Source organism: Sphingomonas sp. J344, from assembly GCF_024700005.1.
In the GTDB taxonomy this organism is placed as follows: Bacteria; Pseudomonadota; Alphaproteobacteria; order Sphingomonadales; family Sphingomonadaceae; genus Sphingomonas.
In genome coordinates this window covers 79257-105814 of sequence record NZ_JAJONB010000001.1, presented here as the reverse complement: position 1 = coordinate 105814, position 26558 = coordinate 79257, and the positions used below count along the sequence as shown (strand labels likewise).

Here is a 26558-nt window from a genome sequence, read left to right as displayed (position 1 = left end):
CTGCTTCTCGTGCAGGTAGGTCACGGCGGCAGTCGAGAGGCTCGCGGCGGTGAAAATCGCGCGGGGTCGCTCCGCAGGATTTTTAGCCACGACGCGACATATGCGGCATGATCCGGGCGCGGATCGTTGGTTACGCCCAGATCTGCGCACAGAAACGCCGCCCCAATCTCCGCGACCAGCTCCTCGGCTGCGTATGCCGCGTCGCCGAACCGCTCGCCGAATGTTCGATTAAGCCGATGCTCCGCACCGGTCCAGTGGACCAGCTCGTGGAGTAGGGTCGAATAGTAGCATTCGGTGGGACTAGAGGTCGGCGTGCCGACGAACCGCCCTTTGTCCGGGATCGCGATATAGTCGCTGCCCGGATCGAAATAGGCGCGTGTGCCGCCATGCTCGATCCGCGCGTTGGTCAGCCGGATGAACAGGTCGACCTCGTCGAGCGTCTCGGCTGCCGGAACGGTTGTAACGTCTGGATACCCGCCCTCGACCTGCTCCAGGTTGAACACGATCGAGGAGCGCATGACGAAGCCAGAACGGCGCTCGTCATCCTCTGTCCGTTCGTTCGGCTTGTAGAAGATGATGGGTGCGCCGCGCTGCCCCTTGCGGACCTGCGCGCCGCGCGTTGCCCACTGACGGTATGTTGCCCAGTGCGGCGAACCATATCCCCGGAGCATCTGCTCGGCCCAGAGGCCGACGACATTCCCACCAGAGTAGGGCTTGCCACTGACCGCGTTCACCGGGCGGCTGCTGCCGTCGCCATGCCAAGGCATGACGAAGGGGCCTGCGCCTTGCTCGATCGCCTCGATGATCCGCGCCGTGATGGTTTCATACGCCGAAGGCGTTCGTGAAGATGCGTGCCATGTATGTGTCTCCCGTTCTTCCGGGAGCGCCCCACCACCGTGGTGCGGCGCTCCCCGGAGCGCGGGAGCCGAAGGTCTAGTATCGCGGAGACAGACGCGCCGCACACGGCGGCACTTTGATTAACGCGTTGGCATTGCCGGACGTTGGGGAGTTGAGGGACTTGGGGGATGTGAAGGGAGCGGGGTGGCCGCTCCCTTCGATAGTCACTCTGCCGATGCGGGTGGGGTGTAGCTCCCTTGCGGGAACTTGAGCCATCGCGGAACCCAGCCTTCGACCTTCTGCCGTCCGTTTCGGCCTTCGAGGCAGTCGCGGATGATGGCCTTCTGGAGTTTGAGCGTGGTGCCTGCATTCGCGCGGCGGGCTTCCCCGCCTGCCACTTCCTCGACCATCGCCTCGACCACAGCGCGATTGCGCAACAGGTCGAAGAAGGCACCGTCCGGCTGCCAGTCTCCCGAAAGGTCGATTGCAATATGTGCGCCGAGAACGTCGATCAGTTCATGTCCAGCCTCCAGGCTCTCGGCCATCGCCGCGGTCGCGAGCTGAAGTACGGCATCGTCGGTCAGCACCGTGAGCGCGGAGAATGTCGCGGCCAGTTCCCCGTATCGGCCGCATCCGATCACGCTTTCGCCATCGTCCTCCCCCAACAGCGAACACGCGTCGCTGAGCGCACGGCGAACCTGCTCTGAAGCGGGAGCCTCCGCCACGCTCTGTGCGATCTCCGCCTTGCGGGTCTGGAGCGGATCGGCCTCGACCTTCCACAGGCCCGACCCGCACACCATGTGCGCGACGATGAGCCGGAGGGTGAGGTCGGGCCGTTTGACCAACTCGGCCCTAATCACGGCGTGACGGTGGAGATCGACATAGTTGCGCAGCGGGGCGGAGAGTTCGGGGCGCTCCGCTGGACTTCCCTTTTCTCGGTCGGCGCGCTCTGCCTTGCGGGGCTTCCAGCCTTCGTGCGTCTCGACCTCACCCGAACGCGAGACCATGATGTACACGCCGCCGCCCTCGCTCTGGTCCGCGCGCACATATTCCCACCGCTCGAAATATGACGTTTCGGGCAGGACATGCACGCTCTCCCAGCCCTGCTCGCGGTATGCGGCTGCCAGCGCATCGACTGCGCGCGTCTGATGCTCCCAGAACAGTTCGCTATCGGCGAAGTAGCGGTCGTCGCCGAACAGGTCGGAGATGATATCGCCGGGATAGGTGTCGAGCGGGAAGATCGCCGACTTGGTCGGGATCGACTGCCCGCCGCATAGCCAGTGCCTAAGGTTGCTTCCGATAGGGGCGCGGCCATCCGGGTCACGCCAGAGGGAGAGCCATTCTTGCTGGCGAGCGCGGGAGGCGAGGGTGAGGTGACGCACGGTTGCAGGGTCGATCTCTCCCTTGCGATAAAGGGAGCGGATGGCGGGCAGAAGGTTCCCGAGCGCCAGAACCCGCTTCACCTGCTGCCCGGTGATGCCGAAGGTGAGCGCGATGTCCTCGACGCTTCTCCCGGCTTTCACGAGCCGGACGAAGCTCATCCATTGGCTCACTTCGTCCGCGTCCTGCCGGGCGACGTTTTCAATGAGGGATGCCTCAAGCGCGTCGGCATCATCGCCCTCGTCAAGGATCGCGCACGGCAGGGCTCCGAGGGGTAAGCCCTCGGCAGCGAGTGCCCGTGCCGCGAAAAAGCGACGGCGACCGGCGACGATCTCGAACGTCTTCTCGCTGCCATTGGGGCGTACCAGAAGCGGGACTAGGATGCCCCTCGCTCGCACCAAGGGCAGGAGGTCGGAGACATCGGGTGCCTTCGCGCCATATCGCATGTTGAGCTTCGACACTGACAACTGGTCGAGATTGAGATGGGTCAGTTCCATTGCAGTCACTCCTAGATGCGCACCGACCCGGAAGGGGTGGGCGGCAAGAGCGACTGGAAAGGCGGGGCGCGGCAGCTTGCACCCGCAGGGCCGGAACGAATGTGGAGGACCGAGGGCGGAGCCCTCGGTTGCTGGCTGCGGCGCTTCGCCTAACGAGGCTTGTCGATCAACCCCTTCGGGTGGAGCGCTTTAGCAGAGCATTCCTGACCTCATCTACGAGGGGCGTATGATGAAGCGGAAGCTGCCCCATCGCTTGCAAACATCAAGCTGCGGTCTTGAGGCTCGCAGGCGCGAATGCCACCCCCGAGCAGAGCTAGACTCGCAAAAAACGACAGCATATGGTAATCTCGATACGATTATACCAGCCAGGTATCCACCGATAGGGCTTGCCACGGTCGCAATATGTTCAACCTAGAAAAGATAAAGATTAACTACGAGATTCTAGGGTCGGGACTCATAACCACCATGTGACGGCTGCGGCGAGGTAGATGGCGCTGAGGAAGTTGGTGGCGAGCTTGTCGTAGCGGGTGGCGATGCGGCGATAATCCTTGAGGCGGCAGAACATGCGCTCGACGGCGTTGCGGCCCTTGTAGAGCGTCTTGGAGAAGCAGCTTTTCCAGCGGCGGTTCGTCTTGGAGGGGATGTTCGGAACGGCACCCTGCCGCTCGATCAGGTCGCGGATCGCATTGCTGTCGTAAGCCTTGTCCGCGAGCACGATGGTGCGCGGCGCGAGATCATCGAGCAACACATCGGCTGCGCGGCAGTCGGCGACCTGGCCACCGGTCAGCAGGAAGCGGAGCGGCCGACCTTCGCCGTCGGTGAGCGCGTGGAGCTTGCTGTTGCGGCCGCCCCGGCTGATCCCGATCGCCTGGACGAGCGCCCCCCTTTTCCACCGCCCGCGGAGCGGTGCGCCTTCATATGCGTGCTGTCGATCAGGACCTCGGCGGGCGGCCCGCCTGCTGCCGCGAGCGTGACGAACAGCTCCTGCCACACACCCTTTGCCGCCCAGCGCACGAACCGGTTGTAGAGCGTCTTCCTCGGCCCGTAGCAGGCCGGCGCGTCGACCCAGCGCCCGCCCGACTTCACCACATGAATGATGCCGCTGATCACCCGCCGATCATCGACCCGCGCCACACCGCGCACCTTGTCCGGCAGCAGCGGACGCAGCCGCTCGAACTGGGCTTCACTCAACCAAAACTCGCTCAAATCCACGCTCCTGCTGGCGCAGCGCGCAGATCACATCCCAGCCGCCAAGGGAATCCCGTTTATGGGTCCCGACCCTAGCCAGACCACGACGGTGGTGTCCGATCTGACGAAGATGCGACCGACATCCGTCACGAACGGCGCGAGCAAGACGACCAGCTACACCTATGATGGCAATGGTCGCCTGACCCGCGTTACCAACCCGGAAGGCGATTATGTCGAGTACACACTGGACGGTCGAGGCAATGCGACCACGGTGACCCAGAAAGCGAAGCCGGGTTCGGGCCTGTCGGATATCGTCACGTCGGCAAGCTATGCTTCGACATGCAGCAACCCCGTGACCTGCAACCTGCCGACCAGTACGACCGACGCACGCGGCAAGGTGACCGATTACACCTATGATTCGACGCATGGCGGCGTGTTGACTGTTACCGGCCCTGCACCGGGCGGGTCCGGTACGCGCCCGCAGACGCGCTATACCTATTCTCTGACCAATGGCGAATATCTGCTGACAGAGGTCTCGACCTGCCGCACCAACACCGCACCGGGATGCGTAGGCACCCCCGACGAGAGCAAGACTACGATCGCCTATAATGCTAATCGCAACGTCACCAGCGTGACGCGCGGCGCGGGTGACAACTCGCTGACGGCGGTGACGGCGGCGACCTATAGTCCGCTGGGCGACGTGCTGACCGTCGATGGTCCGTTGTCGGGGACGGCGGACACAACCACCTTCCGCTATGATGCGGCGCGACGGGCGGTCGGTTCGATTTCGGCAGACCCCGATGGCGGCGGTTCGCTCAAGCGCCGGGCGTTGAAGCTCGTGCGCGATATTGCAGGCCGCGTCACCGAAACCGCACGCGGCACCGTGACGGGGACGGATGATACGGCATGGGCCGCATTCAGCACGGCGGAGAAGCTGACGACCAGTTGGGATGGTGGTCGCAAGACGAAGGATGTGCTGTCGGCGTCGAGCACCGATTATGCGGTCACGCAATATGGCTATGACGCGGTGGGCCGTCTGGAATGCACGACGCAGCGGATGAACAGCGCGACCTGGGGGTCGTTGCCGGGGACGTGTACGCTCGGCACGACCGGTTCGCACGGTCCCGACCGGATCGCGAAGACGAGCTATGACGCGGCGGGTCGGGTCAGCAAGGTGCAGACCGGCTATGGCACGGGCGCGGAAGCGGACGAGGTGACCGTCGCCTATACCGACAATGGTCAGACGTTCACGGCCATCGATGGCGAAGGTAACAAGACGACCTATGAATATGACGGTCACGATCGCCTCAAGAAGACCCGCTATCCCGACCCGTCGAGCGCGGGAACCAGTTCCACGACCGACTATGAGGAACTGACCTATGATGCCGGGTCGAACGTCACCAGCCGACGGCTGCGAGACGGCAACAGCATCGGCTACAGCTATGACGATCTGAGCCGGGTGACAGCGAAGGATTTGCCGTCGAGCGAGCCGGATGTGACCTACAGCTATGATCTGGTCGGCCACCTGACCGGAGCGAGCCAGACCGGCAACGCGCTGACGTTCGGCTATGATGCGTTGGGGCGCAACATCAGTCAGGCGGGACCGCAAGGGACGGTAGCCTATCAGTATGACCTTGCGGGCAACCGCACGCGCACGACATGGCCCGACAGCTTCTATGTTGATTACGACCGTCTGGTGACGGGTGAGGTCACGCATATCCGCGAGAATGGCGCAAGCTCCGGCGCGGGTGTGCTGGCGACCTATGCCTATGACGATCTGGGCCGTCGCACGACCCTGACGCGGGGCAACGGCGTGGTCACCAGCTATGGCTATGACGCCGTATCGCGGATGAACTCACTGGCGCATGATCTGGCGAGCAGCGGCAATGACGTGACGACCACGTTCAGCCACAATCCTGCCAGCCAGATTGCAGGGTTCGTGCGGAACAACGACGCCTATGGCTGGACGGGTGCCGCCAATGTGGACCGCAATTATGCGGTAAACGGCCTCAATCAGTACACCAGCGCGGGCGGCACGTCGTTCGGCTATGACTCCAAGGGTAACCTGACCAGTTCGGGCAGCGACAGCTACACCTACAGCAGCGAGAATCTGTTGCTGACCGGTCCCGGTAGCGTGACGCTGACTTACGATCCGATGTTGCGGCTTTATGAAAGCAGCGCCGGTCGCCGGTTCGCCTATGACGGCGGGAATATCGTCGCCGAGTACAACACCAGCAACGTCCTGCAAGCCCGCCATGTGTTTGGTCCCGGCACCGACGAGGCGCTGGTGTCCTATGACGGCGCGGGCAATCGCAACTGGCTGATCGCCGACGAACGCGGCAGCATCATCGCCCGCACCGACGCCAGCGGGGCAGCCACCGCGATCCGGGCCTATGACGAATATGGCATCCCATCGGGCAGCGACGTGGGGCGGTTCGGCTATACCGGCCAGGCTTGGCTACCCGAACTGGGCATCGCCTATTATAAGGCTCGCATGTACTCGCCCACGCTTGGCCGGTTCATGCAGACCGATCCCATCGGCTATGGCGATGGGATGAACCTCTATGCCTATGTTGGCGCGGACCCGGTTAATTTTGTTGATCCGAATGGTCTTGCTCGTGTCTGCTTCGATACGACCGAAGCACGGTCTGGTTGGATTCCGGGGACAGGGCCTGAAGATGCAGGCACTCTTTTCGTTACGGAGCAGTTGGTCACTGTATGCCGTATCGAAGATGGCAGTGGCAGCGCTGGATACGCGTCAAGCGGTGGCAGGGGCGGGGGCGGGGGAGGAGGCGCTGCGCCTGGGCCGCAAATTCGGCTCCCGACACCGGATGAATTTGCCGACCGTCAGTCTGACGCCTGTTCCCATCCAGCTATTCAAGCTGCTCTTCAGAATCCCTCAGTTCAATCAGCGTTACGCGATGCCCAAAGTCGAACAGTCTCAACGGGTAATGAGCACGCATTTGAGTACGGTCGGTCAATTCTCGGAGGCCGCGGCGTGACATCCGTCTATGAAGGAGGGAGCGATCAGACGAAAGTGCAGAGCCATTTTTCGTCACTAATGAGTGGGATATACTATCGCGAAATTCAGTTTCATACCCACCCAACATCAAGTCGAGGGTTGAGCTACGGACGTGGATCAGATCTTTCCTTGTCCAGAAATGGATGGACTGTCGTTGCAGTCAACAAAAGCGGAGAAATGTTTTGCGCAATTCCAAATTTATAAACATCTTGCGCCTGCAAAAAATTGCTCCTTACTTTTCGATTGGAATGATTTTTTTGACATCTGGGTGCTCGAGTTCGGATGGGCCTGACTATGAGAGGAAGGGTAATCCGTTTTTCGATGATGCAATTTCGCGTCTATCTCCGGAAGAACACAAGCGATTGCACGGCAATGATCCTGATAATATTCGAGGGTTTTTATTTCGAGGAGTTGAAAAAATCCTGCATCGTCATATTCTCAATTGAAAGAGATTTAATAACTCATGATCCTGACCCAGCGTTCTGCTATGATAACAAGTCCAATCGTTTCGTAGAAAGGCTCTAAGGGCTGCGAACAATATTCAGTCCGTAACTGCTCTTCGGGCGTTTGTCCGAATAATGAATGGCCACATTTTCTGGCGATCGATCTTTAGAGTTTTGTGTCTACGGGTCGCATTAAAATGGGTCGGCGGAGCACCGCCGACCCTTAGTAGCTCCGTCAGGAGCCGGATGCCTCGCGTCGGGCGATGCGCGCGCGAAGCCAGTCCTCTATTTCCGTTTCAACCCACCCGACCCGTCCGACACCAATACGCACCCGCTTGGGGAATTGTCCGGCGGCTTCGAGGCGAGCGATATGAGCGGGACTGTAGAGAACCCGATCGCGAACGTCCTTCTTCGATAGCAGTCTCATTGTCGCTAACTCCCGTGTGGGAGCGTCGCGACGCTCAGGTTTGCGCCTAAGCGGGCAGAACGTATCACGAAGTTCCACGAACGGGCGAGTGGCAGTTGCCGATAGAAAAGCTGGCCTCAGTATTCTGAGGCCAGTAAGATTGTCATCACCCGGCGGGTGATCTGTTCGTTCGCAGGATCGGGGAACCGAACTTCAAACGAAGGTCGTAGGGTCGGGACTCATAACCACCATGTGACGGCTGCGGCGAGGTAGATGGCGCTGAGGAAGTTGGTGGCGAGCTTGTCGTAGCGGGTGGCGATGCGGCGATAATCCTTGAGGCGGCAGAACATGCGCTCGACGGCGTTGCGGCCCTTGTAGAGCGTCTTGGAGAAGCAGCTTTTCCAGCGGCGGTTCGTCTTGGAGGGGATGTTCGGAACGGCACCCTGCCGCTCGATCAGGTCGCGGATCGCATTGCTGTCGTAAGCCTTGTCCGCGAGCACGATGGTGCGCGGCGCGAGATCATCGAGCAACACATCGGCTGCGCGGCAGTCGGCGACCTGGCCACCGGTCAGCAGGAAGCGGAGCGGCCGACCTTCGCCGTCGGTGAGCGCGTGGAGCTTGCTGTTGCGGCCGCCCCGGCTGATCCCGATCGCCTGGACGAGCGCCCCCTTTTCCACCGCCCGCGGAGCGGTGCGCCTTCATATGCGTGCTGTCGATCAGGACCTCGGCGGGCGGCCCGCCTGCTGCCGCGAGCGTGACGAACAGCTCCTGCCACACACCCTTTGCCGCCCAGCGCACGAACCGGTTGTAGAGCGTCTTCCTCGGCCCGTAGCAGGCCGGCGCGTCGACCCAGCGCCCGCCCGACTTCACCACATGAATGATGCCGCTGATCACCCGCCGATCATCGACCCGCGCCACACCGCGCACCTTGTCCGGCAGCAGCGGACGCAGCCGCTCGAACTGGGCTTCACTCAACCAAAACTCGCTCAAATCCACGCTCCTGCTGGCGCAGCGCATGAATCACATCCCAGCCGCCAAGGGAATCCCGTTTATGGGTCCCGACCCTAATAGTCGATTTTCCAGTAGAGCTTGTGTCCGGCCAGTGTGAACGAACCAAAGTCGTGTTCGCCATGAGGATCGTTGTTGGGTGTGAAGGCGTCAAACTGCGCAGTCCGTTGGATCGCCAGCACGACCGCCGCCTCTCCGAGACTTTGGACGCCCACCGAAATCAGCCAATACCCGGCTTTGGGACCGCTCATGCGAAACCGATCATTCAGCTGTCTGATCGTCTCGCTTTTTGCTTTCTCGTCCATGATTGTCTCCCGTGACATTCGGGAGCGCCCGGCCAGTCCAGGCGCTCCCCACGTCACGGGAGCGAGTTGTGTGGAGCCGACGCTGACCGCGTTCTTGCGCACAGCGTACCCTGAAGGCAGGCCGCGCGCCTGTGGAAAACCCGAGCGGCTCCGAGCCTCCGACCCAGCTACGCAGACACGAGCCGAGCAATGAACTTCTCGTATCGCGCCAGCGCGTCCCGCTTCTCGTCCAGGCGGTCATACCGATCGTATATCTCGTCCAGGACGGGCGGCGCGTGGTTGATGAGCACTTCGCAAACGTCGCGCGGAACGCGCAGGCGGGCCATGTTCGAGCGGAAGGTGCGGCGGATGTCGCGTAGCGTCCAGCCACTGGATTGCGTCTCATCCTGTATCTCCTCCAGCATGCGGTTGAGGCTCGACGGGTTGAGGGCCTTCTTGTTCGTGTGGCGACCGGGGAAATAGAAATCGCCATCATTTGGACGTTCGGCGAGAACGGATCGCGCAAGCGGCAAGAGCGGAATGCCGTGATCGCGCCCGTTCTTGGTGTGCGCGCCGGGGATGGTGAGTACGTCGTCTGACGCCCAATCACGGCGCAGCACGCACGTTTCCTCGTTGCGCGTCCCCCAGAGGATCATGAGGCGGATGACGAGGCGTGAGCCGGTTCCTGCGGCGTTCCAGACGGACCTCAGCTCGTCTTCGGTCAGGACGCGCGTACCTTTGCGATCCTTGCCGGGCGGGGCGTACCCCTCCATCGGCGAGCGTTGAATGTAGCGGTGCGGGGAGCGGGTGCACCACGTGAAGAAGGTCCGCGCCACCCGATAGACGTGAAGCTGCATGCTCGGCGTCGATGCGAGTTTGTCGAGCACGCGCCGGATGTCGCCGTCCGAAACGTCCGCGACCTGCTTGTGTTCGATGCCCCTCAAGTGCTTCTTGAGGATGAGTTCGACCTTGTGCGCCCAGCTACTCGTTGAGGCGGGGTCGTAGTGGTCGGTGAGGAACTCGTCGCGCGCGTCCTTAACGCTTTTGCTTACTGGCTTGGGATCGCTCGTGGGGGCTGCAAGAAGCCGCTTCGCTTCCGCCCGTGCGTCCGCGAGCGACATGTCGCCATACTTGCCGATCGAGATGCGCTCGCGGGTGCGCCCGCGCATCACGGTCCATGTCTTTGATCGCTTGCCCACCCGGACGCCGAAACCAGGCGTCGTCGTGTCCCAAAAGGTAGTGTTTGTATCCGTCCCTTTGAGCGCTTTTACCGACAAGTCCGTCAGATGAAGATTTGGCACGTTCTGTCTCCGATTTGTCTCCGCAATGTGAGGCGTAGGAGCGAGAAAGAATGTGCCAGATGAGAAGGCGAAATGCACGTAAGTTTTTGACTTACTTGCATTTTGAGACGTTATGAGAAAGCTTGCGCAGCTGTGCAGAATGCTTGGGAAGCTCCTGCTCTACCATTGAGCTACACCCGCGAGGCGCGCCGAAATCGAAGGTTTGCGCGGCGTTGTCAAGCCGGATCGCGTGGGTGCGGCGCACCGGCGCCTCTCACAACTTCGCCTAATCCCGCGTTATCCAGATCGGGTGACGCTTTGCTAGCAACGTTGTGAGTAAGCCAGCGGTCGGGGCGGAGAGACCGGAGCTGGAGCTGCGAGCACTCTATCTTTCGGCAAACGGCTGCTCGCGGGAGCAATGCCCGTGGATGCTGATGACCAATCTGACACGATGCTGTCGACCGGCGCCGATCGCCGCTCCGATGCGCGGATCACCACCTTGTTTCAGGTCGCGCGCCTGCTGACCGGCGATGGCGCGCAACATCTTTGCCTGATCCGCAATATCGGACCGGGCGGGATGATGCTCGAAATCTACGCGCCGATCGAACCGGGCCTGCGCGTGCGGGTCGAGCCCAAGGTGTGCGATCCGATTACCGGCGTGGTGCGCTGGGCAGAGGCGCGCCAGGCGGGAATCGCGTTCAACGATCCGATCGACGTTCACACCTATCTGCACAGCCACAATGTGCTGCTGCCCGATCAGTTGCCGCGCTGTCCGCGGGTGACGACCGCGATGCGCGCGCGGCTGCGGATCGGCGCGGTGTGGCACCTCGTTCCACTGATCGACCTGTCGCAGGGCGGGGCGAAGGTGGAGACCGACCTGCCCGTCGAACTGGGGCAGGGAGTGGAGATCGATATCGAAGGGATCGGCGTGCTCGGCGCGCATGTCCGCTGGGTGCGCGGCGAAAGGGTCGGGCTGGTGTTCACCTGTCCGTTGCGGCTGGCGCTCGTCGCACAGTGGATCGCGACGCATGGGGACGCGCCGGGATCCGTGCGCGCCGCCTGAAATCGCTCAGTCGATCGTTCGTCCAAGCTCACGGTTGAGCCAGAGAGCGACCAGCGTACCGACCGCGCCCGACAGCAGGTACGCGCCCGCCGCGAGCAGACCGAACTCTGCCGACAACCATAGCGCGGCGAGCGGCGCGAAGCCCGCACCGAACAGCCAGGCAAGGTCGGAAGTCAGCGCGGACCCGGTATAGCGGTGGCGCTGTTGAAAGCTCGCCGAAAGCGCGCCCGATGACTGGCCGAACGAGATGCCGAGCAGCACGAATCCGAGCAGCATGAACACGGCCTCGCCGACTTCGCCCATCTCGAGCAATTGCGGTGCGAAGCCGCTGAACGCGGCGATTGCGGCGGCAGTTGCGGCGAGCACGGTGCGGCGGCCCACCCGGTCGGCAAGATAGCCCGACGCGATGATCGCGCCGACCCCCAGCGCCGCCGCGACCGCCTCGATCGCGAGGAATCGCACCGGCGATTCCTCGGTGTAGAGGAACACCCAGGACAGCGGGAACACGGTGACCATGTGGAACATGGCAAAGCTCGCCAGCGGGGCGAAGGCGCCGAGGATGATCGTGCGCCATTCCGACCGGATCGTCTCGGTCATCGGCGCAGGCTGCAGCTCGCGTCGCTCGAACAGCGTCGCATATTCGGGTGTCACCACGATGCGCAGACGCGCGAACAGGGCCACCACGTTGATCGCGAAGGCGACGAAGAAGGGGTAGCGCCAGCCCCAGGACAGGAAATCCTGTGCGGGCAGGGTCGCGATCAGGAACATGAACAGCAGGCTGGCAACGATCAGGCCGAGCGGCGCGCCGAGCTGCGGGATCATTGCGTACCAGCCGCGCTTGCCCTCAGGCGCGTTGAGCGCGAGCAAAGAGGCAAGCCCGTCCCACGATCCGCCGAGCGCGACGCCCTGACCCATGCGGAACAAGGCGAGCAGCAGCGCCGATCCCACGCCGATCGCTTCGTACCCGGGGAGGAAGGCGATTGCCGCAGTCGACCCGCCGAGCAGGAACAAGGCGATGGTGAGCTTGGCACCACGGCCATAGGCGCGGTCGATTGCGGTGAAGATCAGCGTGCCGACCGGCCGCGCGGCGAATGCCAGCGCGAAGATCGCGAACGACCAGAGCGTGCCCTGCAACGGGTCGAGATACGGAAAGACGAGCGCCGGGAACACCAGTACCGACGCGATGGCATAGACGAAGAAGTCGAAAAATTCGGACGTGCGCCCGATCACCACGCCGATCGCGATCTCGCCGGGTGCGATCTTGTGACCGTCGCGCGGGCCGTCGCTGTTGACCGCCCGCGCGTCGCGTTCGGCTTCGGTGGTGGGCACGGTCTCGGCGGTCATTCGGTCTTCCTGCATAGCGGTGCACGCAGTCGTCGGACTATCGGCAGCGTCAACGCCCTGCGCCATAATCGGGCGCGCGGGGATTGGACAAAATGTCCAATGGGCGGGTCCGGCAGGTGGGCCTAGGCGGCGGATCATGGCCCAGAACCTGTCCCGAGTCCGCCTCCAACCCCCTGATCGCGCTGTCGCTGTTGCCGCTTCTCTCCGGCTGCGGCCTGGTCGTGCTCGATCCTGCCGGGGAGGTCGCGCGGCAGCAGGGCAATCTCGTGATGATCTCGACCGCGCTGATGCTGCTGATCATCGTGCCGGTGATGGCGCTGACGGTGTTCTTTGCGTTCAAGTACCGCGCGGCGAACACGGATGCGGCCTATGACCCCGACTGGGACCATTCGACCCAGCTGGAGCTGGTGATCTGGGCCGCGCCGCTGCTGATCATCATCTGCCTCGGCGCGCTGACCTGGGTCGGCACGCATCTGCTGGACCCCTATCGCCCGCTCGCTGCGCCTGAGGCGAAGGCGCCGGGCGCACCTGACACCGATCGCGAGAAGCCGCTGGAGGTGCAGGTCGTCGCGCTCGACTGGAAATGGCTGTTCATCTACCCCGAGCAGGGGATCGCGACGGTCAACGAGTTCGCCGCGCCGGTGGATCGCCCGATCCGCTTCCGCATCGCCTCATCCTCGGTGATGAACAGCTTCTACATCCCCGCTTTGGCCGGCCAGATTTATGCGATGCCGGGGATGGAGACCAAGCTGCACGGCATTTTCAACCAGACCGGCAATTTCATCGGCTTCTCCGCCAATTATTCGGGCGCGGGCTTCTCCAACATGCGCTTTGCCGCCAAGAGCCTGGAACGCGGCGCGTTCGACACATGGGTTGCGCAGGTGAAAGGCACGGCGACGCCACTCGACAGTGCGACCTATCTCAAGCTCGAAAAGCCGAGCGAAAAGGAGCCGGTGCGCCGCTTTGCGCAGGTCGAGCCGAACCTGTTCGACCGCGTCGTCAATCTGTGCGTCGAGCCGGGCAAGATGTGCATGCACGACATGATGGCGATCGACGCCAAGGGCGGGCTGGGGCTGGCGGGTACGTACAATGTCCGCGACCTTGCCTATGACAAGTTCGCCGCGCGCGGCACCTTGCCGACGCTCAATACCCGTTATGTCGCCGCCGTCTGCACGACGCCGATGGTGCCGATGACCGGCCCCGATCCCAAGCCGGTGGACAGCGCCCCGCTGACCGGTGCCGGCCTTTCGCGCGTGCGCCAGTCGACGCCGCCAGCGCGCACCGCGATGTCCGCCATTCCCGTCCTTCCCGAAAGCTGATCCAACGTGTCCGACCCCACCGCGCATCCCGCCCCGTCGGTCGATCCGATCTTCGGTCGCCTGTCGCTCGACTCGATCCCGCTGCACGAACCGATCCTGATCGTCACCTTCGCCGTGGTCGCGATCGGCGGCGTCGCGGTCCTGGCGCTGCTCACCAAATATCGCCTATGGGGTTATTTGTGGAAAGAGTGGTTCACCAGTGTGGATCACAAGAAGATCGGGATCATGTACATGATCCTGGGCCTCATCATGTTCCTGCGCGGCTTTGCCGATGCGATCATGATGCGGTTGCAACAGGCAATGGCGTTCGGCGGGTCCGAAGGCTATCTCAACGCCCATCATTACGACCAGATCTTCACCGCGCATGGCGTGATCATGATCTTCTTCGTGGCGATGCCGTTCATCACCGGCCTGATGAACTATATCGTCCCGCTGCAGATCGGCGCGCGCGACGTCAGCTTCCCGTTCCTCAACAATTTCAGCTTCTGGATGACCGCGGCGGGCGCGGCGCTGACCATGGTGTCGCTGTTCGTCGGCGAATATGCCCAGACCGGCTGGCTCGCCTATCCGCCATTGTCGGGGATCGCCTACAGCCCCAATGTCGGGGTCGATTATTACATATGGTCGCTCCAGATAGCCGGGGTCGGGACGACTCTGTCCGGCATCAACTTGATCGTCACCATCCTCAAGCTGCGCGCACCGGGCATGGGGCTGATGAAGATGCCGGTGTTCACCTGGACGTCGCTGTGCGCGAACATCCTGATCGTCGCCAGCTTCCCGGTGCTGACCGCAGTGCTCGCGCTGCTCGGGCTCGATCGTTACGCGGGCACCAACTTCTTCACGAACGACTTCGGCGGATCGTCGATGATGTACGTGAACCTGATCTGGATCTGGGGCCACCCTGAGGTGTACATCCTGATCCTCCCGCTGTTCGGCGTGTTCAGCGAAGTGACCTCGACCTTCTCGGGCAAGCGGCTCTTCGGCTATACCTCGATGGTCTATGCCACGGTGGTCATCACCATCCTGTCCTACGTCGTGTGGCTCCACCACTTCTTCACCATGGGGTCGGGAGCGAGCGTCAACAGCTTCTTCGGCATCACGACCATGGTGATCTCGATCCCGACGGGAGCGAAGCTCTTCAACTGGCTGTTCACCATGTATCGCGGGCGCATCCGCTTCGAACTGCCGATGATGTGGACCATCGCCTTCATGCTGACCTTCGTCATCGGCGGCATGACCGGGGTGCTGCTCGCGGTGCCGCCTGCGGACTTCGTGCTGCATAATTCGCTGTTCCTGATCGCGCATTTCCACAACGTGATCATCGGCGGCGTGCTGTTCGGCCTGTTCGCGGCGATCAATTACTGGTGGCCCAAGGCGTTCGGGTTCAAGCTCGACAAGAAGTGGGGCCTCGTGTCCTTCTGGTGCTGGGTCGTGGGGTTCTGGCTTGCCTTTGCGCCGCTCTACATCCTCGGCCTGATGGGCGTGACGCGGCGGATGCGGGTGTTCGACGACCCGTCCTACCAGATCTGGTTCGTCATCGCCGGCATCGGCGCAGCGGTAATTGCGGTCGGCATCTTCGCGATGCTCGTCCAGTTCGCGGTCAGCATCTGGAAGCGCGAGGAGCTGAAGGTCGATGGCGACCCGTGGAACGGTCGCACGCTCGAATGGGCGACCAGCTCGCCCCCCGCCAGAGTATAATTTCGCCTTCACCCCGCGCATCCACGACCTCGACGCCTGGTACGACATGAAGAAGCGCAATGCCGGCCGCCCGGTCGATGGCTATCGCGACATCCATATGCCGCGCCCGACCGGAGCGGGGGTGATCCTGTCGGGGATCAGCCTGGTGATGGGCTTTGCGCTGGTGTGGCATATCTGGTGGCTGGTCATCGCGATGTTCGTCGCGTTGCTCGCGGCCGCGATCATCCACACCTTCAACTATGACCGCGACTTCCATATCCCGGCGGCGACCGTCACCGAGGTTGAGGACGCACGCACCCGCCAGCTGGCCGCCGGAGCCGCCGCATGACCGCCGTGACCGCCACCGACGAACCGCCCGTCTTCTACGAGCTGGACGAGCATCCCCATCCCGAGGGGCACAGCACGATGCTGGGCTTCTGGATCTATCTGATGAGCGACTGTCTCATCTTCGCGATCCTGTTCGCCTGCTACGCGGTGCTGGGCGGCAATTACGCGGCGGGGCCGGGGCCGAAGGATCTGTTCGACCTGAAGCTGATCGCGCTCAACACCGCGATGCTGCTGTTCTCGTCGATCACCTATGGCTTTGCGATGCTGTCGATGCAGCTGGGCAAGGTCCGCGCGACGCAGGGCTGGCTGGCCGTCACCGGCCTGTTCGGCGCGGCGTTCCTGGGCATCGAACTCTATGAGTTCCACCACCTGATCGAACTCGGCGCGACGCCGCAGCGCAGCGCGTTTCTCTCGGCCTTCTTCACCCTGGTCGGCACCCACGGCCTGCACGTCACCTTCGGCCTGATCTGGCTGGTGACGCTGATGGTCCAGCTGGGGCGCAAGGGGCTGATCCCCGCCAATCAGCGCCGGGTCGCGTGCCTCGGCATGTTCTGGCACTTCCTCGACGTCATCTGGATCGGCGTCTTCACCTTTGTCTATCTGATGGGGATGTTGCGATGAGCGCGCACCATGACGAGCACCACGCCGTGGCCGAGCTGCCGCACGCGACGCTGCGCGATTATGTGATCGGTTTCGTCCTGTCGGTGATCCTGACCGCGATCCCGTTCTGGCTGGTGATGACGATGCCGCTCAGCGCCGGGGTGACGGCTGCGGTGATCATGGGCTTTGCGGTGGCGCAGATCATCGTCCACATGATTTTCTTCCTGCACATGACGCCCAAGGCAGAGGGCGGCTGGTCGCTGACCTCGCTCGTCTTCACGATTATCGTAATCTTCATCATGCTCGCCGGGTCGCTGTGGGTCATGCACCACCTCAACAGCAACATGATGCCCCAGCATATGGAGCAGCAGGTCCCGTGAAGCTCCGCCGCGCCGTTCCTGCGGCGCTGCTGCTGATGCTCGCCGCCGGGTTCGTGGCGCTCGGCATCTGGCAGGTCGAGCGGCGGGCGTGGAAGCACGCGCTGATCGACGCGGTCGCAACGCGCAGCACCGCCGCGCCGGTCGCTGCCCCGGCTCCGGGTGTTGCGGTCAGCGCCGAAGCGGACGCCTATCGCCGCGTCCGGGTGACGGGCCGGTTCCTGCACGACCGCGAGACGTTGGTGCGCGCGGTCAGCGATCTGGGCAGCGGATACTGGGTCGTCACCCCGCTCGATACCGGGCGCTTCACCGTGCTGGTCAATCGCGGCTTCGTGCCCCCGACCGGCGCGACGCCGCCAGCCGCGCGGCGGGAAATGCGGCAGGGCAGGTCACCGTCACCGGCCTGCTGCGCGTGACCGAACCGGGCGGCGGCTTCCTGCGCAGCAACGATCCCGCAGCGGACAATTGGTATTCGCGCGATGTCGCCGCGATCGCCGCCGCGCGCGGGCTGAACAACCCCGCGCCCTATTTCATCGACGCCGACGCCGCGCCCAATCCGGGCGGGTGGCCGCGCGGCGGGCTGACCGTGCTGCGCTTTTCAGACAATCATCTGGGTTATGCGCTGACGTGGTTCGCGCTGGCATTGCTGTCGCTGGGCGCCATCTGGCTGGTGTTGCGCAACGCGGCGGTAGCGCCCAACAAGGGCGCGTGAACCGGCAGATCCTTGAGCCCGCCTTTCAGCCGGCGGATGCGGGGCGGCGCAACATGCTGCTGCTCACGCAATTGCGCTGGTTGGCGGTGGGCGGACAGCTGGTGACGGTCGCGGTGGTGCAGGTCGCGCTCGGCATCGACCTGCCGATGACGCAGCTGCTCATGTCTACCGCGACGCTCGCCGCGCTCAACATCGCCAGCCATGTGCTGATCGCCAGCGGGGCGCGGTTCAGCGACGGCGCGCTCGCTGCGGCCCTGCTGTTCGATGTGGGGGCGCTGACCGTGCAGCTCAGCCTGTCGGGCGGGATCACCAATCCGTTCGCGGCTTTGTTCCTGCTGCACATCGTGCTCGGCGCGGTGCTGTTGCGGCCGCATTACCCTTGGACGATCGTCGCCGCGACGCTGATCGCGCTCGGCATCCTGTCGCTCGATCCGACGCCTCTGGTGCTACCGGCCAATCTGCCGGTCGATCCGGTCAACCTCTACCTGTTCGGCGGGTTCGTCTGCTTCGTGCTGATCGCCGTGCTGCTGGTGGTCTTTATCGGCCAGATCAGCCGCAATTTGCGCAGCCACGACGCCGCGCTCGCCGCCGTCCGCCAGCGCGCGGCGGAGGAGGATCATATCGTCCGCATGGGCCTGCTCGCGTCGGGCGCGGCGCATGAGCTGGGGACGCCGCTGTCGCTGCTGTCGGTCGCGATCGGCGACTGGCGGACGATGCCGCGCCTGAAGGGCGATGCGGAGTTGCAGGAGGAGCTGGCCGAGATGGACGGCGCGGTCCAGCGCTGCAAGGCGATCGTCAGCGGCATCCTGATGTCGGCGGGCGAGGCGCGCGGCGTCGCCCCCGAAGTGACCAGCGTGCGCCGCTTCCTGACCGAGATTGTCGCCGACTATCGCGCCAGCCTGCTGCCCGGCACGCTCGATTTCCACGACCATTTCGGCGCGGACGTGACCATCGTCTCCGATCCTGCGCTGCGTCAGGTGGTCGGCAACGTCATCGACAATGCGATCGAGGTGTCACCGGGCCGGGTCGCCCTCACCGTATCGCGCGAGGGCGAGGCGCTGGTGCTCGACATCGCCGATCGTGGGCCGGGCTTTGTGCCGGAGATCCTCGAGACCTTCGGCCAACCCTATCGCTCGACGAAGGGCAAGCCTGGCGGCGGGCTCGGCCTCTTCCTGCTGGTCAACGTCCTGCGCAAGCTGGGCGGGGAGGCGAGCGCGGAGAACCGGCTCGACGGCGGCGCGCGGGTGCGGATCGTCCTGCCGCTCGCAGCGCTGGCGATGGCGGCACCGCGATGAGCGCGCGGCTGCTGATCATCGTCGAGGATGACGAGGCGTTTGCCCGGACGCTCAAACGCTCGTTCGAGCGGCGCGACTACACCGTGCTGTGGGCGGCGAACCATGACGAGCTGGCAGCGTTGCTGGCCGACCACGCGCCGGATTTCGCGGTGGTCGACCTGAAGCTCGGCGGCGCGTCGGGGCTGGCGTGCGTGCAGACGCTGCGGGCGAGCGATGCGGAGATGAAGATCGTCGTCCTCACCGGCTTCGCCAGCATCGCGACCGCAGTAGAGGCGATCAAGCTGGGCGCGAACCACTATCTCGCCAAGCCGTCGAACACCGACGATATCGAGGCCGCGTTCGCGCGCGTCGACGGCGATGTCGACGCCCCGGTCGATGGCCGCACCTCATCGATCAAGACGGTGGAGTGGGAGCATATCCACCAGACGTTGGTCGAGACCGACTTCAACATCTCCGAAGCCGCACGGCGGCTGGGGATGCACCGACGGACGCTGGCGCGAAAGCTGGAGAAACGGCCGGTGCGGTAGGGGGGAGACTACAGACGACCGCTTTCAGAACGGTGACTACCCGACGTGAATTGGGTGGAAAGCGGTCGATTGACGTATATCATCATTGCTCAATTTAGGCGAGTGAGAGCATGTGGACTATCGGTCGCGAGCGAGAGAAATCGCATGCTGCCAAGTTTGTCCGCGAGGAAACTCAGCAACGGCTCCTCTTCCCCGTAATCGACGCCGTCCATGATATAAAGGAGGGAAGCGGGGGCATCCAGGATTTTATAGTAACCGCGCGGGTTGCGATGATCGAGGGTGGGTCCGGCGTTTGGCAGAATACAGCAAACTGGATGCGCAAGGTGATACAGGAACACCCGGCAGCCCAGGTGCTTTGGGATGAACTTGCGGAGCATGAAAGCTGGCGAGTTAGGTGGAAGGTTGCATGCTGTCTCTACCTAGATATTTCAGAGTCCCAATCGGATCGACTTTTTTCCTCACTACGTGCCGACCGGAGTAAGAAAGTGCGAGACTACTCGGTGGATCGATACGAATACCGACCGGACAAGCATGGTAAGGTCGAGAAGCGTTTCGACGCAGCCAATTTTGGGGCTTGAACGCCAACATCCGCAACCGGGTCGATTGCAGCCAGTCCGCTTCATGCGTCCGAGGCCTAATCATCCTCCCCCGCCGGGGGAGGATTGAGGCCACCCTTGCCGTTGGCGCGCAGCAAAGGCATGGCGCGGGGCAAGAGAGAGGAAATCCGATGCGCCTGCGTTCGCTGTTGTTCGTCCCCGGTGACCGGCCCGACCGGATGGAAAAGGCGCTGGCCAGCGGTGCCGATGCGCTGATCCTGGACCTTGAGGATTCGGTGACGCCGGAGCGCAAGGGCGACGCGCGCGCGGCGGTGGCGGCGTTCCTTGCTAAACAGCACAGCGGCCCGGCGCTCTGGGTCCGCATCAACCCGCTCGACAGCGGGATGACGCAGGATGATCTGGCCGCCGCGCGCGGGGCGGATGGCATCGTGCTGCCCAAATCGGCGAGCGGGCAAGATGTGGCGGCGCTCGATGCGATGCTCGCTGGCGTGGCCGCGCGCATCCTGCCGATCGCGACCGAAACGCCCGCCGCGATCTTTGGCCTGGGCAGCTATGCCGGCTGCTCACCGCGCCTCGCCGGGATCACCTGGGGCGCAGAGGACCTGCCCGCGGCGATCGGCGCGCAATCCTCGCGCGAGGCGGACGGGCGCTACACCCCGCCCTATGAGATGATCCGTGGCCTGACGCTGTTCGGCGCGCACGCCGCCGGGGTCGCGCCGATCGAGACCGTCTATCCCGATTTCCGCGACCTTGAGGGGCTGGAGGCCTATTGCGCGCGGGCGATGCGTGACGGCTTTACCGGCATGATGGCGATCCACCCGGCGCAGGTGCCGGTGATCAACGCCGCCTTCACCCCGTCCGAAGCCGCCATTGCGCATGCCAAGGCGGTGGTCGCGGCCTTCGCCGCCAATCCCGGTGCAGGGGCGCTCCAGCTCGACGGCAAGATGATCGATGCGCCGCATTTGAAGCAGGCACAGGCGCTGCTCGCCCGCGCGGGAGAGGCATGAGTACGACCTTCCATCGCGACGACCTCGACCGGCTGGATGCGGCGGGGCGGTTGCGGTCGCTGACGCCGCGCGCGGGAATCGATTTCGCGTCGAACGACTATCTGGGGCTCGCGAGCGATCCGCGCCTCCGCGCTTCGGTCAGCGAAGCACTTGATCGCGGCGTCGCGGTCGGGTCGGGCGGGTCGCGCCTCTTACGCGGCAACGACCCCGAGATCGCAGCGCTGGAGGTGGAGGCCGCCGCGCTGTTCGGCGCTGAGGCGTGCCTCTATTTCGCCAATGGCTTTGCCGCCAATGTCGCATTGCTGTCGACGTTGCCCCAGCTGGGCGACCTGATCGTCCATGACGCCATGATCCACGCAAGCATGCATGACGGCCTGCGCCTCGCGCGCGCGCCGTCGGTCGCGGCGGGGCATAATGATGCGCTGGCGGTGGACGACGCGATCCGCGCCTGGCGCGCTGGGGGCGGGACGGGGACGCCGTGGATCGCATTCGAAACGCTCTATTCGATGGATGGCGATTGCGCGCCCGTGGTTGAACTGGCCGAGGTGGCGGCGCGGCATGACGCCATGTTGCTGGTCGATGAGGCGCATGCGACCGGTGTTTGGGGTGCGAATGGGCGCGGTCTCGCCGAAGAGCTGGAGGGTGCGGACAATGTCATCGCACTCCACACCTGTGGCAAGGCTTTGGGCTGCCAAGGCGCGCTGGTTACCGGCTCGCAGGTGCTGATCGATTTCCTTATCAACCGCGCGCGGCCCTTCATCTTCTCGACCGCGCCTTCGCCGCTGCTGGCCAGCGCCGTCCGCGCCGCGCTGCGCATCGTTGCGGAAGAGCCGGAACGCCGTACCCGGCTCCACGCGCTCATCGCGCACGCCGAAGCCACGCTCGCCCCGCATGGCGTCACCGCGACGGGGACGCAGGTCATGCCGCTGATTATCGGCGAGGACGCACGGACGATGGCCCGCGCCGCCGCCCTACAGGCAAAGGGATTCGACGTTCGCGGCATCCGTCCGCCGACCGTCGCGCCCGGCACCGCGCGATTGCGCATCGCGGTGACGCTCAACGTAACGCCTGACGATGTCGACGCGCTGGCGGTGGCGCTGGCATGATCGTCGTCACCGGCACCGATACCGGCGTTGGCAAGACCGTCGCGTCCGCTGCGCTCGCGCTGCGGCTGGGCGCATCCTATTGGAAGCCGATCCAGGCGGGGCGGGAGGAGGAAAGCGACCGTGAGGCCGTGGCGCGGCTTGCGGGCGTGGAGACGGTCCCCGAAGCCTATTTCCTCGAAACGCCCTGTTCCCCGCACCGTGCCGCCGAGATCGACGGCGTCACCATCGATCCCGCGCACCTCACCCCGCCGCCGGGGCGGGTGGTGATCGAAGGGGCGGGGGCGCGCTGGTCCCGGTGACCCGTGACCTGCTCTATGCAGACCTGTTTGCGCACTGGGGACTGCCGGTGGTGATCGTCGCGCGGACCGCGCTCGGCACGATCAGCCACAGCCTGATGACGATCGAGGTACTGCGCGCGCGCGATGTGCCGATCGCGGGCATTCTCTTCTCCGGCGACGAGGTGGCCGACAGTCAGGCGACGATCTGCGCCATCGGCGGCGTGGCGTCGCTCGGGCGGCTGCCACGGCTCGACTCGCTGACCCCCGATACCCTGCGCGCCGCCGCCGCGACCCTCGACCTGGGAGCAATCGCATGACCTCCCCCGTCTGGCACCCCTTCACCCAGCACGGCCTCAATGAGCCGGCGCCGCTGGTCACCCATGCCGAGGGCGCGATCCTACATACCGCCGATGGCCGCCGCGTGATCGACGCGATCTCGTCCTGGTGGGTGACGACGCACGGCCATTGCCATCCGCGCATCATGGCGGCGATCCGCGCGCAGAGCGAGAAGCTCGACCAGTTGATCTTCGCCGGCTGGACGCACGAGCCCGCCGAGACGCTGGCGCGCGATCTGGTGGCGATGATGCCGCCCGCGCTGACCAAAGTGTTCTTCTCCGACAGCGGATCGACCAGCGTCGAGGTCGCGCTCAAGATGGCGCTCGGCCATTTCGCCAATCGCGGCGAGGATCGGTCGCGGATCATCGTGATGGAGGGCAGCTATCACGGCGACACGGTCGGCGGCATGTCGGTCGGCGCGCGCGGGGTGTTCAACAAGAGCTATGCGCCGCTGCTGTTCGATGTCGACGTCATTCCCTTTCCGGAGCGCGGCAAAGAGGCGCTGACGATGGCGGCGCTGGAAGAGTATTGCGCGCAATCGCCGCCGCCCGCCGCGCTGATCGTCGAGCCAATGATCCTGGGCGCCGGGGGGATGCGCATCTATTTGCTCGGCGTGCTGCGCGCGATGCGCGAGATCTGCGCGGCGCATGGCGTGCTGTTCATCGCAGACGAGGTGATGACCGGCTGGGGCCGCACTGGCGCGCTGCTCGCGTGCGAATGGGCGCAGATCGTGCCTGACCTGCTGTGCCTGTCCAAGGGGCTGACCGGCGGATCGCTCCCGCTCGCGGTGACACTGGCGACCGAGGAGATTTTCGCCTCGCATCTGAGCGAGGATCGGTCACGGATGTTCTTCCACTCGTCGAGCTATACGGCGAACCCGATCGCCTGCGCCGCCGCGATCGCCAATCTCGCCATCTGGCGCGACGAGCCGGTGCTGGAGCGGATCGAACGGCTGGTACTGCGGCAGACCGACCTCAGCGCGCCGTTGCACGGCAAAGTCTCGAATCTCAGGCAGATCGGCACGATTATCGCGATGGAGTTCGAGCAGGCCGAGGGCAGCTATATGTCCACGCTCGGCCCGCAACTCGCCGCGTTTTTCCGCGAACGCGACGTGCTGCTTCGGCCGCTTGGGAACACGGTCTACGTCATGCCGCCCTATTGCGTTTCGGACGACGATCTGGAGCGGGTTTACGAGGTGATCGGAGAAGCAGTAGAGCATTTTTTCGGCACGCTAGCGGGGGCGTCCCAACAGCCGTTTGCCCTGAGCTTGTCGAAGGGCCGTAGCTCGACATCAGCGCGTGCAGGAACGGTGCTTCGACAAGCTCGGCACAAACGGGGTGAAGGACTCACGCCGCCCGCAAATCCGTCAGAAACCCCTGCACCGCCGCATCCAGCGCCCCCGCCTCGGCCTGAAGCCGTTCGGCCAGCCCACCCATTTCGCGCGCGCTGTGCGTCGCCGACCCGGCCGTCCCCCCGATCGCATCGACATCGTCGGCGATCATTGCTCCGGCGCTGACCGTTTCCTCAACCGTCATCGCGATCAGGCGGGTCGTGTCGCGCTGAGTGGCGACCGCTTCCTCGACCGTGTCGCACAGCCGCGCCATCGCCGCGATCGCGCGTTCGACCTCGCCATGGCCATCGGCGACCTGCGCGATGCCGCTGCACAATTCCGCGACATGCGCGGTGATGCGGCCCGCAGCATGGCCCGCCTGGGTCGCCAGCGCCTTGACCTCGTTCGCCACGACGGTGAAGCCGCGCCCCGCCTCGCCCGCGCGTGCCGCCTCGATCGTTGCGTTGAGCGCGAGCAAATTCACCTGCCCGGCGATTTCGCCGATCAGCGCGATGACCGCGTCGATCGATTCGGCGGACTTGATCAGCTGGCGCATCCGCGCGCCGCCTTCGCCGACCAGGCCCACCGCATTCTCCGCCGCCGCCTTGGCCCGCGCGGTGTCGTCGTTGATCGCGGCAAAGGCGTCCGCCAGCAGCCGCCCGCGATCGGCGATCCCGGTCATGCTCATGCTGGTCTGCGCCGCCGCCGAAGCGACCGCCGCCGCGCGATCACCGGTATCGGCGGCGCGCGACGCGGTTGCGCTGGCGTTGCTGCCGATCCGCTGCGACAGGCCCGCCAGCGTGGTCGCGAGCGACCCGGCCTGGCGTTCGAACCGCGCCGATGCCGCCTCGATCCGCGCCGAGCGCTGGAGCTGGCCGCGCGCATGAATCAGCTCGCGTTCGACCGCCAGGCTGACGATGCGCCGATTGGCGACCACCGCGAACAGCCGTCCGCGATGCGTCAGGATCATCCCTTCCTGCCCGCTGGCGGCGCGATAGGCGTCAAGCACCGCGCCGATATCCTGATCCACCTCTGCCTCGGGACAGGGGCGGATATGCGCCGCGATCGCGCTGCCATAGGCCGGGTTGCGCATCAGCGCATGGCCGAACGGGTTGAGCAGCAGCCGGCGGACATCCTTTTCGAACAGCGCCCCGATCGCGCGGTGGCTCGCATCGACCACGGGCAGCAGCCGCAGCTCCATATTGGTCTGGAACATTTCGGTCGCGGTGAACAGCGTGTCGTGTTCGCGCAGGAACGGTGGATTGCGCTCGACCGTGGACAGCCAGTCCCGCGTCGTCGTCGGGGAAGGGGCGGGGATGGGGTCAGCAAGCGCAAACATGACGCTGTTGATAGGGAGCGGACGGTAAATGCGGTGTTAGCCGGGCGTGACACTTCCGTGACAAATGGCGGTTTTCTGCGCCTTTTCGCCTATCCAGTCAGTTCGCCGCGATGCTGCGCGACCAAAGCGCCGAGCCAGTCGGTGAACGCCGCGACCGGCGCGAAGTGGCGCGTCTCCTCATGCGTCACCAGCCAGAAGCTGCGCCGGATGGCGAGTTCGGGCAGCACGCGCTCCAGTTCCGGATCGCCATCCCCGATGAAGCAGGGCAGCACCGCGATCCCCGCTCCTGCCGCAGTCATGCGGTGCTGCGCATTGATGCTCGACGAGCGCAGTTGCGGTGCAGGTGCGCCAGGAATCTCGTCGAGATAGCGCAACTCGGGCGCGTAAAGGATGTCCGGGACATAACCGATCAGCCGATGCTCGCGCAGCTGCTCGGCAGCGGTCGGCATGCCGTGCACTGCAAGATAGTCGTGCGACGCATAGAGGCGCAGTCCATAGTCGGCGAGCTTGCGGGTCAGCAGCGGACCTCTCCGTGGCCGCGCCAGCAGCACCGCGACATCGGTCTCGCGCCGTGTCGGATTGAGGAAGCCACTGCTCGCCACCAGATCGACCGATAGGTCCGGATGCGCATCGGCCAGGCTGCCGAGATGCCGCCCGACGAACCAGCTGCCGAACCCCTCCGACACGCTGACCCGCACCGTGCCGCGCACCGGCCCGCCCGCCTCCCGCTCACCGATCGCGGCGGCGGCACGCTCCATCGCGCGGGCATGGGTCAGCAGCCGCTCGCCCGCCGGGGTCAGCGTCTGGCCGTCCGGCCCCTGTTCGAACAGCCGCTCACCGACCGCCTGTTCGAGGCGGCGGAGGCGTCGCCCTGCCGTGGTCGCGTCGATTTGCAGACTCTGCGCGGCCTTGGCCAACTGACCCGTGCGCGCAATCGCGAGGAAGATCGGCAGGTCGCTCCAGTCCATGACCTGCAAATATGCAGCTATGCCCTGCAT

At 64.5% G+C, this 26558-nt stretch carries 20 protein-coding genes and 5 pseudogenes; 13 read left to right on the top strand and 12 right to left on the bottom strand.

Annotated features, from left to right (window positions below):
• Positions 1 to 20 precede the first annotated feature (20 nt).
• From LRS12_RS00535 to LRS12_RS00525, 3 genes are all read right to left on the bottom strand, one after another.
• Positions 21 to 962 carry an ArdC family protein gene (locus tag LRS12_RS00535; protein WP_257842813.1) on the bottom strand — a complete coding sequence of 314 codons (942 nt, stop codon included), beginning with the start codon at positions 960 to 962 and terminating at the stop codon, positions 21 to 23.
• 99 nt (positions 963 to 1061) lie between these two features.
• The gene (locus tag LRS12_RS00530) at positions 1062 to 2714 is read right to left on the bottom strand and encodes a ParB N-terminal domain-containing protein (RefSeq protein ID WP_257842812.1); all 1653 of its coding nucleotides are present in this window, start codon (positions 2712 to 2714) and stop codon (positions 1062 to 1064) included.
• Positions 2715 to 3168: 454 nt separating this feature from the next.
• Positions 3169 to 3920, bottom strand: a protein-coding gene (locus LRS12_RS00525) for an IS5 family transposase (RefSeq protein ID WP_231733828.1) whose coding sequence is annotated in 2 segments (ribosomal slippage) — positions 3169 to 3587 and positions 3587 to 3920 — 753 coding nt in all. Because the reading frame shifts where the segments join, the coding sequence is not laid out codon by codon here.
• Positions 3921 to 3981: 61 nt separating this feature from the next.
• Between LRS12_RS00525 and LRS12_RS00520 the strand changes: the two genes are divergently transcribed.
• Complete coding sequence (locus LRS12_RS00520) at positions 3982 to 7128, top strand: RHS repeat-associated core domain-containing protein (protein WP_257842811.1); 3147 nt, start codon at positions 3982 to 3984, stop codon at positions 7126 to 7128.
• A gap of 474 nt (positions 7129 to 7602) precedes the next feature.
• Here the strand turns inward: LRS12_RS00520 and LRS12_RS00515 are convergent, their stop codons facing one another.
• The 5 genes and pseudogenes from LRS12_RS00515 to LRS12_RS00500 all read right to left on the bottom strand — a co-directional run bounded on the left by LRS12_RS00515 (position 7603) and on the right by LRS12_RS00500 (position 10366).
• The gene (locus tag LRS12_RS00515) at positions 7603 to 7794 is read right to left on the bottom strand and encodes an AlpA family transcriptional regulator (RefSeq protein WP_257842810.1); all 192 of its coding nucleotides are present in this window, start codon (positions 7792 to 7794) and stop codon (positions 7603 to 7605) included.
• 116 nt (positions 7795 to 7910) lie between these two features.
• Positions 7911 to 7985, bottom strand: a pseudogene (locus LRS12_RS20210) (DUF3768 domain-containing protein); the annotation flags it as partial.
• A 27-nt stretch (positions 7986 to 8012) separates the two neighbouring features.
• Positions 8013 to 8790, bottom strand: a protein-coding gene (locus tag LRS12_RS00510; RefSeq protein WP_374579991.1) for an IS5 family transposase whose coding sequence is annotated in 2 segments (ribosomal slippage) — positions 8013 to 8430 and positions 8429 to 8790 — 780 coding nt in all. Because the reading frame shifts where the segments join, the coding sequence is not laid out codon by codon here.
• Between the two features lie 47 nt (positions 8791 to 8837).
• A complete protein-coding gene (locus tag LRS12_RS00505; RefSeq protein ID WP_257842808.1) occupies positions 8838 to 9086 on the bottom strand; it encodes a DUF3768 domain-containing protein in 249 nt (82 codons plus the stop codon).
• Between the two features lie 167 nt (positions 9087 to 9253).
• Positions 9254 to 10366: a site-specific integrase gene (locus LRS12_RS00500; RefSeq protein ID WP_257842807.1), complete on the bottom strand. Its 1113-nt coding sequence runs from the start codon at positions 10364 to 10366 to the stop codon at positions 9254 to 9256.
• A 403-nt stretch (positions 10367 to 10769) separates the two neighbouring features.
• Here LRS12_RS00500 and LRS12_RS00495 point away from each other — a divergent pair, with 403 nt between their 5' ends.
• On the top strand, positions 10770 to 11408 hold the full coding sequence (locus tag LRS12_RS00495; RefSeq protein WP_257842806.1) for a PilZ domain-containing protein: 639 nt from the start codon (positions 10770 to 10772) through the stop codon (positions 11406 to 11408).
• Between the two features lie 6 nt (positions 11409 to 11414).
• Here the strand turns inward: LRS12_RS00495 and LRS12_RS00490 are convergent, their stop codons facing one another.
• Positions 11415 to 12752: an MFS transporter gene (locus LRS12_RS00490; protein ID WP_257842805.1), complete on the bottom strand. Its 1338-nt coding sequence runs from the start codon at positions 12750 to 12752 to the stop codon at positions 11415 to 11417.
• 92 nt (positions 12753 to 12844) lie between these two features.
• On the opposite strand from LRS12_RS00490, the gene cyoA reads away from it, so the two are divergent.
• The 7 genes and pseudogenes from cyoA to LRS12_RS00455 all read left to right on the top strand — a co-directional run bounded on the left by cyoA (position 12845) and on the right by LRS12_RS00455 (position 19607).
• Positions 12845 to 14071: a ubiquinol oxidase subunit II gene (cyoA, locus tag LRS12_RS00485; RefSeq protein ID WP_257842804.1), complete on the top strand. Its 1227-nt coding sequence runs from the start codon at positions 12845 to 12847 to the stop codon at positions 14069 to 14071.
• 6 nt (positions 14072 to 14077) lie between these two features.
• A pseudogene (cyoB, locus tag LRS12_RS00480) lies at positions 14078 to 16097 on the top strand (cytochrome o ubiquinol oxidase subunit I).
• Positions 16094 to 16717 carry a cytochrome o ubiquinol oxidase subunit III gene (cyoC, locus tag LRS12_RS00475; protein ID WP_257842803.1) on the top strand — a complete coding sequence of 208 codons (624 nt, stop codon included), beginning with the start codon at positions 16094 to 16096 and terminating at the stop codon, positions 16715 to 16717. Before cyoB ends, cyoC begins: the two are co-directional and overlap by 4 nt.
• Complete coding sequence (cyoD, locus tag LRS12_RS00470) at positions 16714 to 17076, top strand: cytochrome o ubiquinol oxidase subunit IV (RefSeq protein WP_257842802.1); 363 nt, start codon at positions 16714 to 16716, stop codon at positions 17074 to 17076. The genes cyoC and cyoD overlap by 4 nt, the downstream gene beginning before the upstream one ends.
• Positions 17077 to 17111: 35 nt before the next feature.
• Positions 17112 to 17785 (top strand): annotated as a pseudogene (locus LRS12_RS00465) (SURF1 family protein).
• Positions 17782 to 19080 carry an ATP-binding protein gene (locus LRS12_RS00460; RefSeq protein WP_308222946.1) on the top strand — a complete coding sequence of 433 codons (1299 nt, stop codon included), beginning with the start codon at positions 17782 to 17784 and terminating at the stop codon, positions 19078 to 19080. Before LRS12_RS00465 ends, LRS12_RS00460 begins: the two are co-directional and overlap by 4 nt.
• Positions 19077 to 19607, top strand: a complete 531-nt coding sequence (locus LRS12_RS00455; RefSeq protein WP_257842801.1) for a response regulator transcription factor — start codon at positions 19077 to 19079, stop codon at positions 19605 to 19607. Before LRS12_RS00460 ends, LRS12_RS00455 begins: the two co-directional genes overlap by 4 nt.
• A gap of 89 nt (positions 19608 to 19696) precedes the next feature.
• On the opposite strand, the gene LRS12_RS00450 is transcribed toward LRS12_RS00455, so the two are convergent.
• Entirely contained in the window at positions 19697 to 19984 is a 288-nt protein-coding gene (locus LRS12_RS00450; RefSeq protein ID WP_257842800.1) for a hypothetical protein, read from the bottom strand.
• Positions 19985 to 20334: 350 nt separating this feature from the next.
• Between LRS12_RS00450 and LRS12_RS00445 the strand changes: the two genes are divergently transcribed.
• The 4 genes and pseudogenes from LRS12_RS00445 to LRS12_RS00430 form a co-directional block, all read left to right on the top strand.
• Positions 20335 to 21171, top strand: coding sequence for a CoA ester lyase (locus LRS12_RS00445; RefSeq protein WP_257842799.1), 837 nt, complete (start codon positions 20335 to 20337; stop codon positions 21169 to 21171).
• On the top strand, positions 21168 to 22277 hold the full coding sequence (locus LRS12_RS00440; RefSeq protein ID WP_257842798.1) for an 8-amino-7-oxononanoate synthase: 1110 nt from the start codon (positions 21168 to 21170) through the stop codon (positions 22275 to 22277). Before LRS12_RS00445 ends, LRS12_RS00440 begins: the two co-directional genes overlap by 4 nt.
• Positions 22274 to 22872: pseudogene (gene bioD, locus LRS12_RS00435) on the top strand (dethiobiotin synthase). The gene LRS12_RS00440 and the pseudogene bioD overlap by 4 nt, the downstream one beginning before the upstream one ends.
• A pseudogene (locus LRS12_RS00430) lies at positions 22869 to 24107 on the top strand (adenosylmethionine--8-amino-7-oxononanoate transaminase); the annotation flags it as partial. The pseudogenes bioD and LRS12_RS00430, both read left to right, overlap by 4 nt.
• A gap of 130 nt (positions 24108 to 24237) precedes the next feature.
• On the opposite strand, the gene LRS12_RS00425 reads toward LRS12_RS00430, so the two are convergent.
• Positions 24238 to 25560 carry a methyl-accepting chemotaxis protein gene (locus LRS12_RS00425; protein ID WP_257842797.1) on the bottom strand — a complete coding sequence of 441 codons (1323 nt, stop codon included), beginning with the start codon at positions 25558 to 25560 and terminating at the stop codon, positions 24238 to 24240.
• Between the two features lie 89 nt (positions 25561 to 25649).
• Entirely contained in the window at positions 25650 to 26558 is a 909-nt protein-coding gene (locus tag LRS12_RS00420) for a LysR family transcriptional regulator (RefSeq protein WP_374581221.1), read from the bottom strand.

Coding starts and splice junctions, on each gene's coding strand:
- LRS12_RS00425 (WP_257842797.1), bottom strand. CDS start 25,560: ATGTTTGCGCTTGCTGACCCCATCCCCGCCCCTTCCCCGACGACGACG.
- LRS12_RS00515 (WP_257842810.1), bottom strand. CDS start 7,794: ATGAGACTGCTATCGAAGAAGGACGTTCGCGATCGGGTTCTCTACAGT.
- LRS12_RS00455 (WP_257842801.1), top strand. CDS start 19,077: ATGAGCGCGCGGCTGCTGATCATCGTCGAGGATGACGAGGCGTTTGCC.
- cyoA (WP_257842804.1), top strand. CDS start 12,845: ATGTCCAATGGGCGGGTCCGGCAGGTGGGCCTAGGCGGCGGATCATGG.
- LRS12_RS00520 (WP_257842811.1), top strand. CDS start 3,982: ATGGGTCCCGACCCTAGCCAGACCACGACGGTGGTGTCCGATCTGACG.
- cyoC (WP_257842803.1), top strand. CDS start 16,094: ATGACCGCCGTGACCGCCACCGACGAACCGCCCGTCTTCTACGAGCTG.
- LRS12_RS00530 (WP_257842812.1), bottom strand. CDS start 2,714: ATGGAACTGACCCATCTCAATCTCGACCAGTTGTCAGTGTCGAAGCTC.
- LRS12_RS00450 (WP_257842800.1), bottom strand. CDS start 19,984: ATGCTCCGCAAGTTCATCCCAAAGCACCTGGGCTGCCGGGTGTTCCTG.
- LRS12_RS00440 (WP_257842798.1), top strand. CDS start 21,168: ATGAGTACGACCTTCCATCGCGACGACCTCGACCGGCTGGATGCGGCG.
- cyoD (WP_257842802.1), top strand. CDS start 16,714: ATGAGCGCGCACCATGACGAGCACCACGCCGTGGCCGAGCTGCCGCAC.
- LRS12_RS00420 (WP_374581221.1), bottom strand. CDS start 26,558: ATGCAGGGCATAGCTGCATATTTGCAGGTCATGGACTGGAGCGACCTG.
- LRS12_RS00505 (WP_257842808.1), bottom strand. CDS start 9,086: ATGGACGAGAAAGCAAAAAGCGAGACGATCAGACAGCTGAATGATCGG.
- LRS12_RS00445 (WP_257842799.1), top strand. CDS start 20,335: ATGCGCCTGCGTTCGCTGTTGTTCGTCCCCGGTGACCGGCCCGACCGG.
- LRS12_RS00490 (WP_257842805.1), bottom strand. CDS start 12,752: ATGACCGCCGAGACCGTGCCCACCACCGAAGCCGAACGCGACGCGCGG.